Origin of the sequence: Variovorax trehalosi, assembly GCF_051216415.1 — a bacterium.
GTDB lineage: Bacteria > Pseudomonadota > Gammaproteobacteria > Burkholderiales > Burkholderiaceae_C > Variovorax.
This window is the reverse complement of the sequence record NZ_JBPJZG010000007.1, coordinates 15,880-33,650: the sequence shown is the minus strand read 5'-3', so window position 1 is coordinate 33,650 and position 17,771 is coordinate 15,880. Positions and strand designations below refer to the sequence as shown.

Annotated in this window: 17 protein-coding genes; 9 read left to right on the top strand and 8 right to left on the bottom strand. The window is 68.0% G+C overall.

What is annotated here, in order from left to right; all coding sequences use genetic code 11:
• Positions 1 to 33: 33 nt before the first annotated feature.
• Genes ACSFA7_RS24840 through ACSFA7_RS24820 form a run of 5 tightly spaced genes read right to left on the bottom strand, consistent with a single transcriptional unit; the run spans position 34 to position 4,719 of the window.
• The gene (locus tag ACSFA7_RS24840) at positions 34 to 1,047 is read right to left on the bottom strand and encodes a 2Fe-2S iron-sulfur cluster-binding protein (RefSeq protein WP_435501833.1); all 1,014 of its coding nucleotides are present in this window, start codon (positions 1,045 to 1,047) and stop codon (positions 34 to 36) included.
• Positions 1,044 to 2,003, bottom strand: coding sequence for a PdxA family dehydrogenase (locus ACSFA7_RS24835; protein WP_435501832.1), 960 nt, complete (start codon positions 2,001 to 2,003; stop codon positions 1,044 to 1,046). The genes ACSFA7_RS24840 and ACSFA7_RS24835 overlap by 4 nt, the downstream gene beginning before the upstream one ends.
• Positions 2,004 to 2,005: 2 nt before the next feature.
• On the bottom strand, positions 2,006 to 2,470 hold the full coding sequence (locus ACSFA7_RS24830; RefSeq protein WP_435501831.1) for an aromatic-ring-hydroxylating dioxygenase subunit beta: 465 nt from the start codon (positions 2,468 to 2,470) through the stop codon (positions 2,006 to 2,008).
• A gap of 24 nt (positions 2,471 to 2,494) precedes the next feature.
• Positions 2,495 to 3,739: an aromatic ring-hydroxylating dioxygenase subunit alpha gene (locus ACSFA7_RS24825; RefSeq protein WP_435501830.1), complete on the bottom strand. Its 1,245-nt coding sequence runs from the start codon at positions 3,737 to 3,739 to the stop codon at positions 2,495 to 2,497.
• 11 nt (positions 3,740 to 3,750) lie between these two features.
• Complete coding sequence (locus ACSFA7_RS24820; protein WP_435501829.1) at positions 3,751 to 4,719, bottom strand: Bug family tripartite tricarboxylate transporter substrate binding protein; 969 nt, start codon at positions 4,717 to 4,719, stop codon at positions 3,751 to 3,753.
• Positions 4,720 to 4,837: 118 nt separating this feature from the next.
• Here ACSFA7_RS24820 and ACSFA7_RS24815 point away from each other — a divergent pair, with 118 nt between their 5' ends.
• Complete coding sequence (locus ACSFA7_RS24815) at positions 4,838 to 5,602, top strand: IclR family transcriptional regulator domain-containing protein (RefSeq protein WP_435501828.1); 765 nt, start codon at positions 4,838 to 4,840, stop codon at positions 5,600 to 5,602.
• Between the two features lie 66 nt (positions 5,603 to 5,668).
• Here the strand turns inward: ACSFA7_RS24815 and ACSFA7_RS24810 are convergent, their stop codons facing one another.
• The 3 genes from ACSFA7_RS24810 to ACSFA7_RS24800 are packed head-to-tail and all read right to left on the bottom strand — an operon-like array spanning position 5,669 to position 9,031.
• Positions 5,669 to 6,193, bottom strand: a complete 525-nt coding sequence (locus ACSFA7_RS24810; RefSeq protein WP_435501827.1) for a GAF domain-containing protein — start codon at positions 6,191 to 6,193, stop codon at positions 5,669 to 5,671.
• Positions 6,186 to 7,151, bottom strand: a complete 966-nt coding sequence (locus ACSFA7_RS24805) for a Bug family tripartite tricarboxylate transporter substrate binding protein (protein ID WP_435501826.1) — start codon at positions 7,149 to 7,151, stop codon at positions 6,186 to 6,188. Before ACSFA7_RS24805 ends, ACSFA7_RS24810 begins: the two co-directional genes overlap by 8 nt.
• Before the next feature lie 44 nt (positions 7,152 to 7,195).
• Complete coding sequence (locus ACSFA7_RS24800; RefSeq protein ID WP_435501825.1) at positions 7,196 to 9,031, bottom strand: gamma-glutamyltransferase family protein; 1,836 nt, start codon at positions 9,029 to 9,031, stop codon at positions 7,196 to 7,198.
• 93 nt (positions 9,032 to 9,124) lie between these two features.
• On the opposite strand from ACSFA7_RS24800, the gene ACSFA7_RS24795 reads away from it, so the two are divergent.
• The 8 genes from ACSFA7_RS24795 to ACSFA7_RS24760 all read left to right on the top strand — a co-directional run bounded on the left by ACSFA7_RS24795 (position 9,125) and on the right by ACSFA7_RS24760 (position 17,764).
• Positions 9,125 to 10,066 (top strand): LysR family transcriptional regulator, encoded by a 942-nt coding sequence (locus ACSFA7_RS24795; protein WP_435501824.1) that lies wholly within the window; start codon positions 9,125 to 9,127, stop codon positions 10,064 to 10,066.
• 78 nt (positions 10,067 to 10,144) lie between these two features.
• Entirely contained in the window at positions 10,145 to 10,474 is a 330-nt protein-coding gene (locus tag ACSFA7_RS24790) for a nucleotide pyrophosphohydrolase (protein ID WP_435501823.1), read from the top strand.
• A 117-nt stretch (positions 10,475 to 10,591) separates the two neighbouring features.
• Positions 10,592 to 11,860 carry an urea ABC transporter substrate-binding protein gene (urtA, locus tag ACSFA7_RS24785; protein ID WP_176659534.1) on the top strand — a complete coding sequence of 423 codons (1,269 nt, stop codon included), beginning with the start codon at positions 10,592 to 10,594 and terminating at the stop codon, positions 11,858 to 11,860.
• Between the two features lie 162 nt (positions 11,861 to 12,022).
• Positions 12,023 to 13,570 carry an urea ABC transporter permease subunit UrtB gene (gene urtB / locus ACSFA7_RS24780; RefSeq protein WP_435502116.1) on the top strand — a complete coding sequence of 516 codons (1,548 nt, stop codon included), beginning with the start codon at positions 12,023 to 12,025 and terminating at the stop codon, positions 13,568 to 13,570.
• Positions 13,567 to 14,793, top strand: a complete 1,227-nt coding sequence (urtC, locus tag ACSFA7_RS24775) for an urea ABC transporter permease subunit UrtC (protein WP_435501822.1) — start codon at positions 13,567 to 13,569, stop codon at positions 14,791 to 14,793. The genes urtB and urtC overlap by 4 nt, the downstream gene beginning before the upstream one ends.
• Positions 14,790 to 15,668 (top strand): urea ABC transporter ATP-binding protein UrtD, encoded by an 879-nt coding sequence (gene urtD / locus ACSFA7_RS24770; protein WP_435501821.1) that lies wholly within the window; start codon positions 14,790 to 14,792, stop codon positions 15,666 to 15,668. Before urtC ends, urtD begins: the two co-directional genes overlap by 4 nt.
• A 12-nt stretch (positions 15,669 to 15,680) precedes the next feature.
• On the top strand, positions 15,681 to 16,373 hold the full coding sequence (gene urtE, locus ACSFA7_RS24765; RefSeq protein WP_206175013.1) for an urea ABC transporter ATP-binding subunit UrtE: 693 nt from the start codon (positions 15,681 to 15,683) through the stop codon (positions 16,371 to 16,373).
• A 131-nt stretch (positions 16,374 to 16,504) separates the two neighbouring features.
• Entirely contained in the window at positions 16,505 to 17,764 is a 1,260-nt protein-coding gene (locus tag ACSFA7_RS24760; protein ID WP_435501820.1) for an MFS transporter, read from the top strand.
• Positions 17,765 to 17,771: the final 7 nt, after the last annotated feature.

Sequence of the window (17,771 nt, the reverse complement as noted above, 5' to 3'; positions counted from 1 at the left end):
GACGCGGGTCGTCGCGGTGCAGGCGCTCCCGCCTCAAGGGCGAGCGGCCGGCCCTTCGACGAACACGTCCGAGTGGAAGTCGCCCGCGTCGAGTCCGCGATGCCGCACCGCCGCATCGCGCACCGCGTTCACCATGGCCGGTGAGCCGCAGCAATACAGCGCGTGTCCCTTCAGGTCCGGACAGGTGGCCAGCAGCGCCTCGTCGGCACGGCCCGCGAAGTTGCCGTCGCCTGCCGCGCCGTCGTCGCTCAATGCACTGACGAAGCGCATCGCCGGCCATTGCTTCTGCCAGCGCGCGACCGCCGTTCGCAGGTAGATGCCGTCGGCCCGCCGCGCCGCCCAGATCAGCGTGAGGGGCCGGTCGATGCGCCGCTTGAGCATGTCGTCGAGGATGGATTTCACCGGCGCGAAGCCGGTGCCGCCTGCCACGAACACCACGGGCCGCGCCTGTTCCTCCTGCAGCGAGAACGCGCCGAAGGGCAGCTCGATGTCGACAAGCTCGCCGGCCGCCAGTTGCGGCACGCGTGCGCTGAAGGCGCCGCCTGGCACATGGCGCACGTGCAGCGTGACGGCATCGCTCTCGTGCGGCGCATTGGCCATGGAATAGCTGCGCGTGCTGCCATCGGGCAGCGAGAGCTGCAGGTACTGCCCGGCCCTGAACCTGGCCCGTTGCCCCGCGGGCAGGCGCAACTGCAGCACCGACACGTCGGGCGCGACCAGCTCGTTGCGGAACACCTTCGCCGTGAAGCGCTTGCGCGCGGCGGGGTCGACGCGGCGCATCGCGGTCGGCGCGATCTCGAGGTCGCCGCGCGGCGCGCACATGCAGAACAGCACCTGGCCCGGCAGGCAGGTCTCGTTGGTGAGTGCACCCGTGCCGACGGCGCCCACTTCGCCGGCCACCACCACGCCGGCGCAGTTGCCGCAGACGCCCTTGCGGCACGAGTAGGGCAGCTCGATGCCGGCGCGCGCGGCCGCGTCGAGCACGCTCTCGTTGCCGGCGCATTCGAAGGCGACGTCGCTGCCCGTGATGGCGATGCGATGGCTCATGCCCGATCTCCCGACAGCAGCGCGATGGTGCGCAGCACGGCCTGCGGGTCGGCCGTGCCGCGGCCCGCGATGTCCATGGCGCTGCCGTGCCCGACGCTCGACAGCAGCGCATCGGCGCCGATGCTGAGTGCACTGGCCGCATGCGGTGCGAGCAGCTTGATGGGGATATGGCCCTGGTCGTGCAGCATCGCCACGTAGAGGTCGTGGCCGCCGTGCCCATGTTGGGCCAGCAGCATGTCGGCACCGGCCGGGCTGCTCACGCGCAGGCCTTCGGCGCGCAGCGTGTCGACGGCGGGCACCACGATGGTCGCATCCTCGGGCCCGAACAGTCCGCCTTCCGACGCGTGCGGGTTGATGCCGAACACGCCGATCGACGGATCGGGCACGCCCAGCAGCGCGCAGGCTTGCGCGCCCGCGCGGACGGCGTGCGCGACCAGTTCCGGTGTCAACCGGTCGAGCGCGGCGCGCACGCTCTCATGCAGCGTGGCATGCACGATGCGCAGCCCGCCGCCCACCAGCAAGAGGAACACGCGGTCTTCGGGCACGCCGCACACGCGCGCGACCAGCGACGGGTAGCCGCTGAACGCGATGCCGGCCTGGTGGATGGCGGTCTCGTGGTGCGGGCAGGCGACCACCGCATCGACCTCGCCGCGCCGGCAGGCTTGCAGCGCGGCGGTGGCGGAGGCGATGGCCGAGGCGCCCGCCGCCGGGTCGACGCGGCCGGGCATCGCGGCGCTCGCAGGGAGTTCGCCCGCGTTCACGAGCCGCGCATCGCGCAGCAGCGCGGCCATGCCCAGCTGTGCCGCCGTGCGTTCGAACACGCTGGTCGGGCCATAGAGCGCGATGCGCGCGCGGTCGGCTTCCGGCAGCGCGGCCAGCGCCTTCAGCGCGATCTCCGGGCCGATGCCGTTCGGATCGCCGGCGGCCAGCGCGAGTTGGCGGGACGGGGCGTGCATGGTCACAGCGGCAACGCGAGCAGCGTGTCCGTCACGGTGCTGTCGCACACGGCCACGCGCGACTGCAGACGTAGCCGGCCGTCCTGCCGCACGAAGCGGTCCTGGTAGGCGCCGGTGGCGAACACCTCGGTCTGCCCCGTGGCCATGATGCGCGCCACGAGGAACGGCGTGCGCGCCTCGGTGGACTCGGCGTCGGACTTCTGTACCAGCGGCATGCCCAGCAGGTGCCGGTAGCGCTGGCGTTCGTAGATGTTGGCTTCGCGCAGCGCGGCGATGCGGTCTTCGAGCATCGCGCGCGAGTCGGCGTAGACGATGCCGGCCGCGAGGCCTTCGCGCTCGTTCTCGATGTGGGTGATGCGGTAGTGGCAGTCTTCGGTGAAGAAGGCGGGCCATTGCTCCAGCGCATCGCTGTCGATGGCATCGGCATAGGCCGCGTTGAAGGCGCACAGCGCCAGCAGGTCGATCATGTGGGGTTCTCTCTTTGCTTGGCTTCAGGCGCCCATGTGCTGGCGGTAGGCCTTCCAGAAGCCTCGCACCGAGGCCTCCGTGGCACGGCCTTCGCCGGAGGCGGCCGCATCGCCGCCCATCTCGACGACGGCCTCGTGGTCCGCAGCGCCCGCGATGCCGCGCTGCACGAAGCCGCCGACCGCGCCGTCTTCCATCGAGATGAAGCCCGCGGGCCCCACGAGGTTCGACTGCTTCAGGCGCACCTTGCGCTGCTCGGGGGTGTCGTCGGCGTAGCCGATGTAGGTCCAGTTGAGCTCGGTGCGCGCCGTGCCCTTGGGCAGCACCTGGCGCACGGCCAGGCAGTTCTGGATCTGCTGCAGCACGAAGCCGGGGAACACCGACAGGATCTGCAGCGTCACGCCGTCGTCGTACTCCTTGAAGCCGGCCAGGACGCTTGGGTCTTTCAGGCGATAGCGGTCGTTGTCGGAGCGAAGGGCCTGCTCCTTGTACGACGCATCTTTTTCGGCCGCCGTGTCGATCATCGAGAAGCTCACATGGTGGCCGCCGGTCTCGTCCACGATCACGCCGCCTTTCTGCGACAGGCGGTTGAGCTCGAAGGTCGTGAAGAACATGTGCAGCAGGCTCGCGTGGTAGCTGTCCTTGACGTTCTCCACGTACAGCTTCCAGTTGTTGGGCAGTGCCTGGGTGAAGCGCCCGATGACCTCCACGGGCTTGTGCAGCACGCGCTCGATGCGCTGGCAGATCTCGTCGCCCAGGTATTCCTCGATCGAGGACACGTCGTCGCTGAAGCTGCCGAACACGAGGCCCGAGAAGGTTGCGATGCGCAGCTTGCGCGGGCCGTGCGCTTCCTTGCAGAAGCTCGCGGGCATGCCGCCCTGGCCCTTGACGCCCTTCTCGAAGGCCACGCCCGTGAGGTCGCCCTGGCGGTTGTAGCTCCACGCGTGGTAGACGCACTGGAAGTTGTCGCTGCGGCCCGATTTCTCGAGCGCGATCAGCGCGCCGCGGTGCGCGCAGCGGTTCTCGAAGGCGTAGATCTCGCCGTCGTCGTCGCGCACCACCACCACCGGCGTCTCGCCCGCGAAGGTGGTGCGGTAGCTGCCGGCGTCGGGCAGTTCGGCTTCCAGGCAAAGGTAGTTCCACACCGGGCCGCGGAAGATGCGCACCTGCTCGTCGGCGGCGAGCTGCGCGTCGCTGTACACCGCGAACGGGATGCGTGTGAGACCGGGGCCGGACCAGTGGACGGGTTGGGATTGGATGTCGTCGTGCATGAGGAACTCGCTTATTCCATGGTGACCTTGGCGGCCTGGATGACCTTGTGCCACTTGGCCGATTCGGCCTGGATGAACTGGCCGGTGCGCGCGCTGTCCCAGCCGCGCGGCTCGGCGCCCTGTTCGGCAAATTTCTGCTTCACGTCGGGCAGCGCGAGCGCGGCGGTCATCGCCTTCTGCGTGGCATCGACCGTGGCCGCAGGCGTGCCCGGCGGCGCGACCACCGCGAACCACGTGACCGCGTTCATCGCGGGCAGCTTCTGCTCCGCGAAGGTGGGCACGTTGGGCAGGGCCTTGGAGCGCTGCTCGTCGGCCACGGCCAGGATGCGGACCTTGCCGGTGCGCTCGAACTGCAGCGACGAGGAGATGTTGTCGAAGAACACGTCGACCTGGCCGCCGATGAGATCGACCAGCGCGGGCGCGGTGCCCTTGTAGGGCACGTGCGTCATCTCGGTGCCCGTGAGCTGCATGAAGAGGCTGGCCGTGAGGTGCGAGGTGGTGCCGTTGCCCTGCGAGGCGAAGCTCACCTTGCCGGGGTTGGCCTTCAGGTAGGCGATGAACTCAGCCACGCTGTGCACCGGCAGCTTGGGGTTGACCACCAGCACGTTGGGCACGGTGGCCAGCACGGTCACGGGCACCCAGCGCGTCGGATCGAAGCCCAGCTTCTTGTACAGGTGCTGGTTGATGGCGATGGGCGCGGGCGGCGAGGCCAGCAGCGTCTTGCCGTCGGGCTCGGCGCGGAACACCACGTCGGCACCGATGTTGCCGCCGGCACCGGTGCGGTTCTCGACCACCACGCCCGCGGGGTACAGGTCGCGCAGCTTGTCGGCCACCACGCGCGGCAGGATGTCGGCCGTGCCGCCGGCGGGGAAAGGCACGACCAGGCGTGCGATCTTGTTGTCGGTCTGCGCCTGTGCCTGTGCCACCAGGCAGGCGCAGGCCAGCAGCGCAAGCGTGCGCCGGTTGAGTCTCTGGAACATTGGCTGTCTCCGTGTTCTTCGTGCGTCGAGGGGATTTCAGTGTCTCTTTGCCAGGGCGCATGCAACAAGCTAGATTTGCGCAATGCGCAAAAACCAGGCGAGTTCCCCCAATGAGGAGATGGCACCCGACAAAAATTTCGTGGCCTCGCTGCAAAAGGGCCTCGACGTGCTGACCTGCTTCGGCCGCCAGCACGGCCGCCTCACGGTGTCGGAGGTGGGGCGGCTCACGCAGAGCTCGCCAGCGTCGGCGCGCCGCTCGCTGCTCACGTTGCAGACGCTGGGCTATCTGGACAGCGACGGCAAGCGGTTCTGGATGCTGCCCAAGGCGCTGCTGGTGGCGCACGCGTACCTCGCGTCGCGGCCCGCGCCGTCGCTCGCGCAGCCGCTGCTCGATGCGCTGTCGGAACGCACGCGCGAGTCGGCGTCGCTGGCGATGCTGCAGGGAGACGACGCGATCATCATTGCGCGCTCGACCGCGCGGCGCAGCCTGAGCACGGGGCTGGGGATCGGCTCGCGGCTGCCGGCCTATTGCGCGGCATTGGGGCGTGTGCTGCTCGCGGGCCTGCCCCCCGAAGAAGCGGCGCGGCGCGTGCGCGCCATGCCGCGCCCGCGCCTGAGTCCGCGCACCGTCACCGATGCCGGCGAGGTGCTGGCGCTCATCGCGCGTTGCCGTGAAGAGGGCTACGCCAGCAACGACGGCGAGCTCGAACTGGACGTGCGCTCGATGGCCGTGCCCGTGTTCGACCGCTCGGGCCAGGTCATGGCGGCGATGAGCATCGCCGTGCGCGCCGAGCGCATGACGCTGGCGGAAGTGCGCGAGACCTTCCTGCCCGCGTTGCGCAAGGCCGCCGGCAGCCTGGTGACGCGGCTGCACGCCGCGTGAACTGCGCACGCGAATCGTGCACTCGGCCCTCCAGCCGGAGGTAGCAGTCTGAGGGTCCCGTGCTGCTCAGGCTGCGTGGCGCGCGCGCAATACCCAGGGCGTCGCCACCAGTGCCAGCAGTTTCACCAGTGCAATCTCCTCGGGCATCCAGCGTGCTCGCGTGCCCAGCACGTTGAAGGTCGCCGCGCATCGGCTGCCTTTGAGTAGCGGTACGTTGACCACGGCGCGCAGGCCCAGCGCGGTGATGAGCGCATGGTCGTCGAACACCTCGGCCAACGCTGCATCGCCTTCACCGATGAACACTTCGGCGCGCACGAGCAATTGCCGCGTCCACGGCGTGAGCGTCTTGCGCTTGCGCCCGGCCACGGGGTAGGCCTGCGGATTGGAGGACCACAGGCGCTGCAGTTGCACCTCGTCCGGCGGATCGTCCGAAGTCGTCGCGTTCAGGTTCACCGTGAGCAGGCCCGGGCCGAGCAGCGCCAGGCGTGCCGCCTCGACGTGCCCCATCGCGGCATCGAAGGTGGTGGTGCGCAGCAGCGCGTTGCAGAGCTGCTCGCACACCGCCAGGGGCAGCACGCCCGCCTCAGTCAAGCTTGATCCCCAGGTCCTTGATGATCTTGTCGTAGCGCTGGGTGTCCCTGCGCAGCGAGGTGGCCAGTTGTTCGGGCGTGCTCTTCACCAGCTCGACGCCGATCGAATCCATGCGCGCGCGAACTTCGGGCACGGCCAGCGCCTTGTTGATCTCGGTGTTCAGGCGCGTAACCAGTTCGGCGGGCATGCCCGCCGGGCCGAACGCGGCGTACCACACGCTCATCTCGTAGCCGGGCAGCGTCTCGGCGACGGTGGGCGTGTCGGGCAACAGCGAAGAGCGCTTGGGCTCCGTCACGGCCAGGAGGCGCAGCTTGCCCGCCTTCACGTGCGGCAGCGTCTGCGTGCCGGCGGAGAACAGCACCTGGGTCTGGTTGCCCACGGTGTCGAGCACGGCCGGCGCGCCGCCCTTGTAGGGCACGTGCAGCATGTCGATGCCCGCGGCCTTCTTGAACATCTCGGCGCTCAGGTGGTTGGTGGAGCCGCCGCCGGCCGAGGCATATGCCAACTTGCCCGGGTTGGCCTTGGCATAGGCGATGAACTCGCGCAGGTTCTTCGCCGGCACCGACGGGTTGATGACCATCGTGTTGATCACGTTGGCTACGAGCGCGATGGGCGTGAAGTCGTCCGTGCCGTTGAACGGCATGCCGGGCATCAGCGTCGGGTTCATCGCGTGCGTGCTCATCGAGCCGATCAAGAGGGTGTAGCCGTCGGGCTTGGCCTTGGCGACGAAGTTCGAGCCGATGTTGCCCGAGGCGCCGACGCGGTTGTCCACCACCACCGCCTGGCCCATCGACTTGGTGAGCTGCTCGGCGATGGCGCGCGCCAGGATGTCGGTGGAGCCGCCCGCGGCCCACGGAACGATCAGCGTGATCGGCTTCTCGGGATAGGCGGCGAGGCCGGCCTGCGCAGTGCAGGTGAGGGCCAGCAGAAGCAGGCCCCGCAGGACGCGTTGGAACATGGTGATGAAGTCCTTGGAACGAAGATGAAAAAAGCGAGGGCGCCTCAGCGGCCCACCGCATAGCCCTGCATGCCGCGCGGATTGGCGCCGGCGCGGAACACCAGCCGCCCCTCGGCGTCGCGCTCGCGGCTGCAGGCGGACATGCGGCTTTCGGACCAGGCATCGCCGACTTGGACGCCGTGGCCCATCGCGCGCAGTTCGTCGAGCGTTTCGGGGTCGAAGCGCGATTCCAGCGTGAGCGTGTTGAGCGTGGTCTGGCGCGGCCAGAACGAGCTGGGCGCGTGCTTGACGTGCCAGGCCGGCGCGTCGATGGCCTGCTGCAGGTTGAGCCCGTGCACCGCATGGCGCAGGAAGAAGCCGACCGACCATTGGTCCTGCTGGTCGCCGCCGGGCGTGCCGAATGCCATGTACGGCTCGCCGTCGCGCAGCGCCATCGACGGCGACAGCGTGGTGCAGGGCGCGACGCGCGGCTCCACGGAACCGGGCAGGCCTTCGTCGAGCCAGCTCATCTGCAGCCGCGTGTTGAGGGCAAAGCCCAGTGTCGGAATCGTCGGGCTCGACGACAGCCAGCCGCCCGAGGGCGTGGCCGCGACCATGTTGCCGTGCCGATCGATCACGTCGATGTGGCAGGTGTCGCCCACGAAGATCTCGCGCTCGGCCCATTCGGCCACCGGTGGCAGCGCGGCGAAGGTGGGCTCGCCGATGCCGAAGCGCGTGTCGGCGGTGCGCAGCGTTCGCGCGCTCACATCCAGGTCGGGCAGGCGCGGCACAAGACCGAGGGGCGCGCCGGGACGCAGCACCTCGGACGCACGCTGCAGGTCGACCATGGCCCAGCGCTCGCGGAGGTATGCCTCCGACAGCAGCGCCTCTTGCGCATCGCCACGCGCGCCGGACGCCGTGCCGTACCATGCGAGACGGTCGGCCAGCGCGAGCTTGGCGGCTTCGGTGATGCGATGCACGAAGCCCGCCGAACCGGGCAGGTGGTGCTCCAGGCCCGCGTGGCGCAGCATGCCCAGTTGCTGCAGGAAGGCCGGCCCCTGGCTCCAGAAGCCGCACTTGGCGACGGTGTAGCGCCCGAAGTCCGCGGTGAGCGGTGCCTCGCTGGCGACGCGCCATTCGGCCATGTCGTCGAATCGCAGCAGGCCGGCATGCGCCTCGCCGCTGCTGTCGCGCACGGTGGTGTTGCGGCAGTAGCGATCGATCTCGCGCGCGACGAAGCCCTGCTGCCAGGTGCGGATCGCCGCATCGATCACGCCGGTGCGGCCGCTGCCTTCGCGCTCGGCCGTCTCCACGAGGCGGCTGTAGGTCGCGGCCAGCGCCGGCAGCCGGAACAGCGAACCGGGCTGCGGCAGCTTGCCGCCGGGCAGCCACACCTCGGCCGACGAATGCCAGTGTTCGAGGAAGAGGCCGCGCACCGCCAGGATCGCCTCGGCCACCCGGGGCACCAGCGGAAAGCCGTCGCGCGCATAGCCGATCGCTGGAGCCAGCACCTCGGCGAGAGACCATGTGCCGTGTTCGCGCAGCATGGTGAGCCAGGCCGAAAAAGCACCCGGCACCGTCGCCCCCAGGAGGCCGATCCCCGGCACCTGCTCGAAACCCAGGGCACGGAAGGTCGAGGCGGTGGCATCGGCCGGCGCGCAGCCTTGCCCGCGCAGCGCGTGCATGCGCTGCTCGCGCTCGCTCCACAGCAGGATCGGCGCCTCGCCGCCGGGTCCGTTGAGGTGCGGCTCGACCACCTGCAGCACGAAGCCGCCCGCCACGGCGGCATCGAAGGCGTTGCCGCCTCGTTCGAGCACGCCCATCGCGGTCTGCGAGGCGAGCCAATGGGTCGATGAGGCGACGCCGAAGGTGCCGGCGATTTCAGGGCGGGTGGTGAACATGCGGCCGAGTGTAGAAAGACCGGATAGCCATAAGCACATATTTGCTGATGCATGTATGCGCCAACTGCTATACCTCTGGCTTAGCATCACGGCATGTCAGCGCCGACCCTCCAGCACCTCACGCCGCGGCTCAAGCTGCGCCATTTCGCGCTGCTCGCCGAACTCGAACGGCAGCGCTCGGTCAGCCGCGCGGCCGAGCACCTGGGCTTGAGCCAGCCAACCGTCACGCGCGCGCTCGGCGAGATCGAGAACATCTTCATGACCCCGCTGTTCACCCGCAGCCGGCGCGGCCTGGAGCCCACGGCCGCGGGCCTGCTGGTGCTGGCGCGGGCCCGCGTGGCGCTGGCCGATGCGCAATCGCTGGGGCAGGACCTGGCCGCGCTCGGCACGGGGCTGCAGGGGCGGCTGCGCATCGGCGTGCTGCCGTTCCTCGCGCGCGCCACGCAGGACGCCGTCTGGCAGCACCTCCTTGCCGTGCGGCCGCGGCTGGGTTTCGTGGTCGAGGAGGCCACGACCCACGCGCTGGTGCAGGCGGTGCGCGCACGCACGCTGGACTGCGCGATCTGCCGCTTCACCTCGGCCAGCGCCGAAGCCGGGCTGGCACAGGAGTTCCTCTACACCCAGGAGCCGCGCCTGGTGGTGTCGCGCGCGGCCGCGCAGCGGCTGGTGCGGCGCGGGCTGGACTGGGAGGCCTTTGTTTCCCTGCACTGGATCTTTCCGCCGGAAGACACGCCGATCCGCCAGATGATCCATTCGATCTTCGCCTCGGCAGGGCAGCCGGTGCCGGTGCCTCTGCTGGAGGCCTACGCACAGAAGACGCTGGTCTCGGTGCTGCGGCACATGCCCGATGCGATCACCATCCTGCCCGACGACATCGCACAGGAGGTGGCCGACGCGAGCGGCGCCCGTGTGATGCCCCAGCGCCTGCAATGGAACCTGCCGCCCGTGGGCGTGGTGCGGTTGCACGATGCGGCCAATGCGGGGATCGTGGATGCGATGACGAAAGCGTTGCAGGGCATGCGCAAGCAGGACTAGTCGCCACCGCCTCCGGCTAGGATGGCTTTTCCAAAAGGCGACCGCTGCGCAAGCGATTCGCCGAACATCAGGTGCGCCATGGAATCCGAACTGAAATCACTGGTCCAGGCCTTGCGCGACTTTGCGCAGGCCCGGGCCTGGGAGCCTTATCACTCCCCCAAGAACCTCGCCTCGGCACTGTCGGTCGAAGCCGCCGAACTGCTCGAACACTTTCAGTGGCTCACCGAAGTGCAGAGCCGGTCGCTCGCGCCCGAGAAGCGCGCCGAGGTCGGCGCCGAGATGGCGGATGTGTTCCTCTATCTGCTGCAGCTCGCCGACAAGCTCGGTATCGACCTGATTGATGCAGCGAAACGCAAGATGGTGGTCAACGCGCAGAAGTATCCGGTCCCCGTCGATCCGACCGCCTGAGTACCTCCGTGTACGCCACCCGGCGTATTTCCCCTTCTTGGTGCATTCCGCAGACTCCTCTCCATCGCCAGCCACGCGCTGTCGACAAGGTTCAACCCAACCGGAGCAGGAGTCCACATGCAACGTCGTTTCACACTCAAGGCGCTCACCGCCGCCGTCGCGCTGGCCAGCATTTCTGCTGCGCCCGCATTCGCTGCCGACACCATCAAGGTCGGCGTGCTGCACTCGCTGTCGGGCACGATGGCCATCTCGGAAACCGTGTTGAAAGACACGGTGCTGATGGCGATCGACGACATCAACAAGAAGGGCGGCGTTCTGGGCAAGCAGCTCGAGCCCGTGGTGGTCGACCCGGCCTCCAACTGGCCGCTGTTCGCTGAAAAGACCAAGCAGCTGCTCGGCCAGGACAAGGTCTCGGTGATCTTCGGCTGCTGGACCTCGGTGTCGCGCAAGTCGGTGCTGCCGGTGGTCGAGGAAATGAACGGCCTGCTGTTCTACCCCGTGCAGTACGAGGGCGAAGAACTCTCCAAGAACGTGTTCTACACGGGCGCCGCACCCAACCAGCAAGCCATTCCGGCCGTCGACTACCTGATGAGCAAGGAAGGCGGCGGCGCCAAGCGCTGGGTGCTGCTCGGCACCGACTACGTCTACCCCCGCACGACCAACAAGATCCTGCGCGCCTACTTGAAGAGCAAGGGCGTGAAGGACACCGACATCGACGAGAAGTACACCCCCTTCGGCCACAGCGACTACCAGACCATCGTTGCCGACATCAAGAAGTTCTCGGCCGGCGGCAAGACGGCGGTGGTCTCGACCATCAACGGCGACTCCAACGTGCCCTTCTACAAGGAACTGGGCAACGCGGGCCTGAAGGCCAAGGACGTGCCGGTCGTCGCCTTCTCGGTGGGCGAGGAAGAACTGCGCGGCGTGGACACCAAGCCGCTCGTGGGCCACCTCGCGGCATGGAACTACTTCATGTCGATCAAGAACCCGACCAACACCGCGTTCATCAAGCAGTGGAGCGACTACGCCAAGGCCAAGAACATCGCGGGCCACAAGGACAAGCCGCTGACCAACGACCCGATGGAAGCGACCTGGATCGGCATCCACATGTGGAAGCAGGCGGTCGAGAAGGCCAAGAGCACCGACACCGACAAGGTGATCGCGGCGATGGCCGGCCAGACCTTCACGGCCCCCTCGGGCATCGTCTCGAAGATGGACGAGAAGAACCATCACCTGCACAAGAGCGTGTTCATCGGCGAGATCAAGGCCGACGGGCAGTTCAGCGTGGTGTGGAAGACGCCGGGTCCGGTCAAGGCGAAGCCTTGGAGCCCGTACATCGAAGGCAACGACAAGAAGCCTGACTACCCCGCTGGCAAGTCGATGTAACTGGGGCTCGCCCCCAGGCTGCGCGCACTTCGTGTCGCTTCGCCAACCCCCTACCGGGGGCAACACCTGAGGCCCGGCAAAGCCGGTTCCTCGGTGTTCCCGAATGAGAGAACCGCTGTGCATTCATTACTGCGCTCAATTTCCTTCTGTGCGACGGCGTTGCTGCTCCTGGCAGCGGCGCCCGCCCACGCGCTGACCGCCGACGAAGCCCGGGCCATCGCCTCCGGCGAATCCGAAGCCCGCATCGCCGCGCTCAACAAGGCCGTCCTCACCGCCGACGACAAGACCGCCGCGTTCATCCAGGCCATGTCCGATGACGCCGTGAAGTACACCGGAGACAAGGTCTTCGTGATGAAGGACGACAAGGGCTACGACCCCGTCACAGGCGCCGAACTGAAGGTGCCCGACACCGCCGAAGACGTCGTCAACAACAACCTCATGCGCGGCGCGCTCGATGCCGCGCAGGCCGCGCTCAAGCTCACGAGCACCGACGACGCGGTGCGCGCCGAAGCCGCGCAGGCGCTCTTCAAGGAGCCCGACGAATCCCGTATTCCGATGGTCGAGAAGGCGTTGGCCGCCGAGACCAACCCCAAGATCAAGGCGCAGCTCGAACTCGTGCGCGCCGCCGGCATGCTCACCAGCACCGACAAGGCCAAGCGCCTCGCGGCCGCCAAGGAACTGGGCAACAACCGCAACCCCGACACCAAGTTGCTGCTGAACCAGCGCCTGGCCGACGAGACAGAAGCCGACGTGAAGACGGCCATTGCCGCCTCCATCGCCAACATCGACGGTGCGCTGGTCTGGGGCGACCGCATCAACGCCGTGTTCAGCGGCATCAGCCTGGGCTCGGTGCTGCTGCTCGCGGCGCTCGGCCTGGCCATCACCTACGGCCTGATGGGCGTCATCAACATGGCGCACGGCGAGCTGATGATGATCGGCGCCTACGCCACCTACGTGATGCAGGGCATCTTCCAGAAGTACATGCCCGAGGCGGCGTTCGGCTGGTACCTGGTCGCTGCTATTCCCGTGTCGTTTCTCGCGTCGGCGCTCGTGGGCGCAGTACTGGAGCGCGGCGTGATCCGCTTCCTCTATGGCCGGCCGCTCGAGACGCTGCTGGCCACCTGGGGCATCAGCCTGATGCTGCAGCAACTCGTGCGCACGCTCTTCGGCGCGCAGAACGTCGGCGTGGAAAACCCCGGCTGGATGAGCGGCGGCTTCACCATGCTGAGCAACGTCACGCTGCCGTGGAACCGCATCTGCATCATCATTTTTGCGGTGCTCGTGCTGCTCGCGATGGGCTGGCTCATCGGCAAGACGCGCCTGGGTCTCTTCGTGCGCGGCGTCACGCAGAACCGCCCGATCGCCTCGTGCATGGGCGTGAACACTGCGCGAATCGACACCTACGCCTTCGCGCTCGGCTCGGGCATCGCGGGTCTTGCGGGCTGCGCGCTGAGCCAGATCGGCAACGTCGGTCCCGACCTCGGCCAGAGCTACATCGTCGACAGCTTCATGGTGGTCGTGATGGGCGGCGTCGGCCAGCTCGCGGGCACCGTGTATGCGGCGCTGGGGCTGGGCATTCTCAACAAGTTCATCGAAGGCTGGGCGGGCGCGGTGCTCGCGAAGATCGCGGTGCTTGTCTTCATCATCATCTTCATCCAGAAGCGGCCACAAGGCATCTTCGCGATGAAGGGCCGGAGCGCGGAAGCATGAGCAAGGTCGTTTTGCCAACCAAGGGGCCGCTGCTGAGCGGCAAGGGCTGGACGGCCTTCTTCGTCGCGCTGATCGTGGTGTGCGCGGTGGCGCCGGTGCTCAACATGTGGGTGCCGGCCGACAGCCCGCTGCACATGAGCGACTACGCCGTGGCGCTCGTCGGCAAGATCATGTGCTACGCCATCTGCGCGCTCGCCATGGATTTGATCTGGGGCTACACCGGCATCCTCTCGCTGGGCCACGGCCTCTTCTTCGCGCTCGGCGGCTACATGATGGGCATGTACCTCATGCGCCAGATCGGCCGCGACGGCAACTACAAGAGCGACCTGCCGGACTTCATGGTGTTCCTCGACTGGAAGACGCTGCCCTGGCACTGGACCTTCAGCGACAGCTTCATCGCCACCCTGATCCTCATCGTCGCGGTGCCGGGATTGATCGCCTTCGTGTTCGGCTTCTTCGCCTTCCGCTCGCGCATCAAGGGCGTGTATTTCTCGATCATCACGCAGGCCATGACCTTCGCGGCGATGCTGCTGTTCTTTCGCAACGAGACGGGCTTCGGCGGCAACAACGGCTTCACCGACTTCAAGCGCATCCTGAACATCCCGATCGCCACGCAAGAGATGCGTATGACGCTCTTCGCGCTGACCGGCCTCACGCTGCTGGGCTTCTTCCTGTTCGCGAAGTGGCTCATCGGCAGCAAGTTCGGCCGCGTGCTTCAGGCCATCCGCGATGCGGAAACGCGTGTGATGTTCTCGGGCTACAACCCGCTGCCGTACAAGCTCACGATCTGGGTGATCTCCGCCGTGATGTGCGGCGTGGCCGGCGCGTTGTACGTGCCGCAGGTCGGCATCATCAACCCGGGCGAGATGAGCGCGGCGAACTCCATCGAGATCGCGATCTGGGCGGCAGTCGGTGGGCGTGCCACGCTGATCGGGCCGATCATCGGCGCCTTCATCGTCAACGGCGCGAAGAGCTGGCTCACGGTGGCGTATCCCGAGTACTGGCTGTACTTTCTGGGCGCGCTGTTCATTGCCGTCACGTTGTTCCTGCCGAACGGCATCGTGGGTCTGGCGAAGAAATGGTTGTCGCGCGAGAAGGCGGCACCCGCCGCGCCGAGCGCAGGCCGCGAAGAAGCGCAACGCGCCATGGCCGCAGGGCAGGGCATGGAGCCCGAGGCGCTGCACGCACCGCTCGCCGCCGACGTGAAGGGAGCCCGCGCATGACGCCCGACCTGATGGAAGCCGGCGCCGAACGCGCGGCGCGGGCCCACGGCGTTCCCTACGCGAGCGGCAGCACCGAGTCCGGTGGCCGCGAGGCCGGCTTCGGCCGCATCGCCACGCCGGGCGAAGTCGACATCACGCACGGCCGCATCCTGTACCTGGAAGACGTGAGCGTGAGCTTCGACGGCTTCAAGGCCATCAACAAGCTTTCGCTCGACATCGCGCCCGGCGAGCTGCGCTGCATCATCGGTCCCAACGGCGCGGGCAAGACGACGATGATGGACATCATCACCGGCAAGACCCGGCCCGATTCGGGCACCGTGTTCTTCGGCAGCACCATCGACCTCTTGCGCCACCGCGAAGCCGACATCGCGCAGCTGGGCATCGGCCGCAAGTTCCAGAAGCCGACGGTGTTCGAGCACCTGACCGTGTTCGAGAACCTGGAGCTCGCGCTCAAGACCAACAAGGGCGTGCGCGCCTCGATGCTCTTCAAACTCGACTCCGCGCAGAGCGACCGGCTGGCCGAAGTGCTGGAGACGATCCACCTGGCCGACAGCGTGTCGCGCCTGGCCGGTAACCTGAGCCACGGCCAGAAGCAGTGGCTCGAAATCGGCATGCTGCTGATGCAGGACCCGAAGCTGCTGCTGCTCGACGAGCCCGTGGCCGGCATGACCGACGAGGAAACGGCCCGCACCGCTGAGCTCTTCCTCACGCTCAAGGGCAAGCATTCGCTGATGGTGGTGGAGCACGACATGAGCTTTATCCGCACCATCTCCGAGATCGTGACCGTGCTGTGCGACGGCTCGGTGCTGGCGCAGGGCACGCTCGACGAGGTGCAGGCCGACGAGCGCGTGATCGAGGTCTATCTGGGCCGCTGAGGAACCGAAGCCATGCTGACAGTCAAGAACATCCACCAGTACTACGGCGGCTCCCACATCCTCAGGGACGTGAGCTTCGAGGCCACGCTCGGCAAGGTCACCGTGCTGCTGGGTCGCAACGGCGTGGGCAAGACCACGCTGCTCAAGTCGTTGATGGGACTCGTGCCGATCAAGAGCGGCAGCATCGAACTCGAAGGCAAGCCGATCCAGAAGGCCACGCCTTACGACAGGGCGAGGGCGGGCATCGGCTTCGTGCCCCAGGGGCGCGAGATCTTCGCGAGGCTCACGGTCGAAGAGAACCTGCGCATGGGGCTGGCCTACAAGAGCGGCAGCACGCCCATTCCTTCCGAACTGTTCGAGCTGTTCCCGGTGCTCAAGCAGATGATCAACCGGCGAGGCGGCGATCTCTCGGGCGGGCAACAGCAGCAATTGGCCATCGCGCGTGCCCTCGCGCCCAAGCCCAAGCTCCTGATCCTCGACGAGCCCACCGAAGGCATCCAGCCCAGCATCATCAAGGACATCGGCCGCGTCATCCGCATGCTGGCCGACCGCGGCGACATGGCCATCGTGCTGTGCGAGCAGTACTACGACTTCGCGCAGGAGCTGGCCGACGACTACCTCGTGATGGAGCGCGGCGAAGTCATTGCGCGGGGCCTGGGCAAGGACATGGAAGCGCAGGGCGTGCGCCAGCTCGTGGCGATCTGACCACGGGCAGCGGCGCTTCGAGGCCTTGCCGGTACCGGGTCTTTGGCATCTGCGTATCGGTGTCGATTCAGGGTTTACCCTAAAATTCGCCCTTGCCCGTCGCCGCCGGGCGCCCTCCCAGGAGCCTGGCCTTGAACGCCTCCCCACCCGCGCTGGACAGCGCGGACACCGCCATTCCCGTTTCTTCCCCGTCGCCTGCGCCCGTCAATTTTTTGCGGGCCGTGCTCGCGCTCGGCGTCGGCGGCTTCGCCATCGGCACGGGCGAATTCGTCATCATGGGCCTGCTGCCCGAAGTCGCGCGCGACATCGACGTCACCATTCCGCAGGCCGGCCACGTCATCAGCGCCTATGCGCTCGGCGTGGTCGTCGGCGCGCCGGTGCTGGCCGTGCTCGCGGCAGGGTGGGGCCGGCGCGCATTGCTGATCGCACTGATGGCCGTGTTCGCCGCCGGCAACTTCGCGAGCGCGATGGCGCCGGGTTATCTCTCGCTCAACCTGCTGCGCTTTGCCACGGGCCTGCCGCACGGCACCTACTTCGGCGTGGCCGCGCTCGTGGCCGCGACGCTCGCGCCACCGGGGCGCCGTGCGCGCGCCGTGGGCCTCGTGATGCTGGGGCTTACCGGTGCCACGCTGGTCGGCGTGCCGATTGCCGCATGGCTCGGCCAACTCTTCGGCTGGCGCGCGGCCTTCGTGTTCGTCGGCGTCATCGCGCTCGTGGCCGTGGTGCTCCTGCGCCGCGACGTGCCCGACATCGCCGCGGCCGCCGGTGCCAGCCCGTGGCGCGAGCTCGGCGCGCTCAAGCGCAAGCAGGTCTGGTTCACGCTCGGCATCAGCGCCATCGGCTTCGGTGGCATGTTCGCGGTGTTCAGCTACATCAAGCCCACGCTCACCGAGGTGGCGCACCTGTCGGTGCACAACGTGCCCTTCGTGCTTGCGCTGTTCGGCCTGGGCATGGTCACCGGCAATCTCGTGGGCTCGCGCCTGGCCGACAAGTCGCTGATGCGCACCATCGCCGGCGTGCTGGTGTACGCGGTGCTGGTGCTCGCGCTCTTCACCTTCGCGGCGCAGCATGTGGTGACGGCCGCCATCGGCGTGTTCCTCATCGGCACCACCGTGGCCATCGGCCCGGCATTGCAGATCCGCCTTATGGACGTAGCGGGCGATGCGCAGACGCTCGCCGCCGCGCTCAACCACTCGGCCTTCAACATGGCCAATGCGCTCGGCGCGTGGCTGGGCGGCGTGGCCATCTCGGCCGGCCTGGGCTGGACCTCCACCGGCTGGGTCGGCGCCTTGCTCGCGCTCGCGGGCATCGGCATCTTCGGCTGGGGCGTGATGAGTGCGCGGGCCGATGCGCGCCCCGGCGCCGTCCAGCGCGCGACGAGCGCTTCGTAGCACCGCC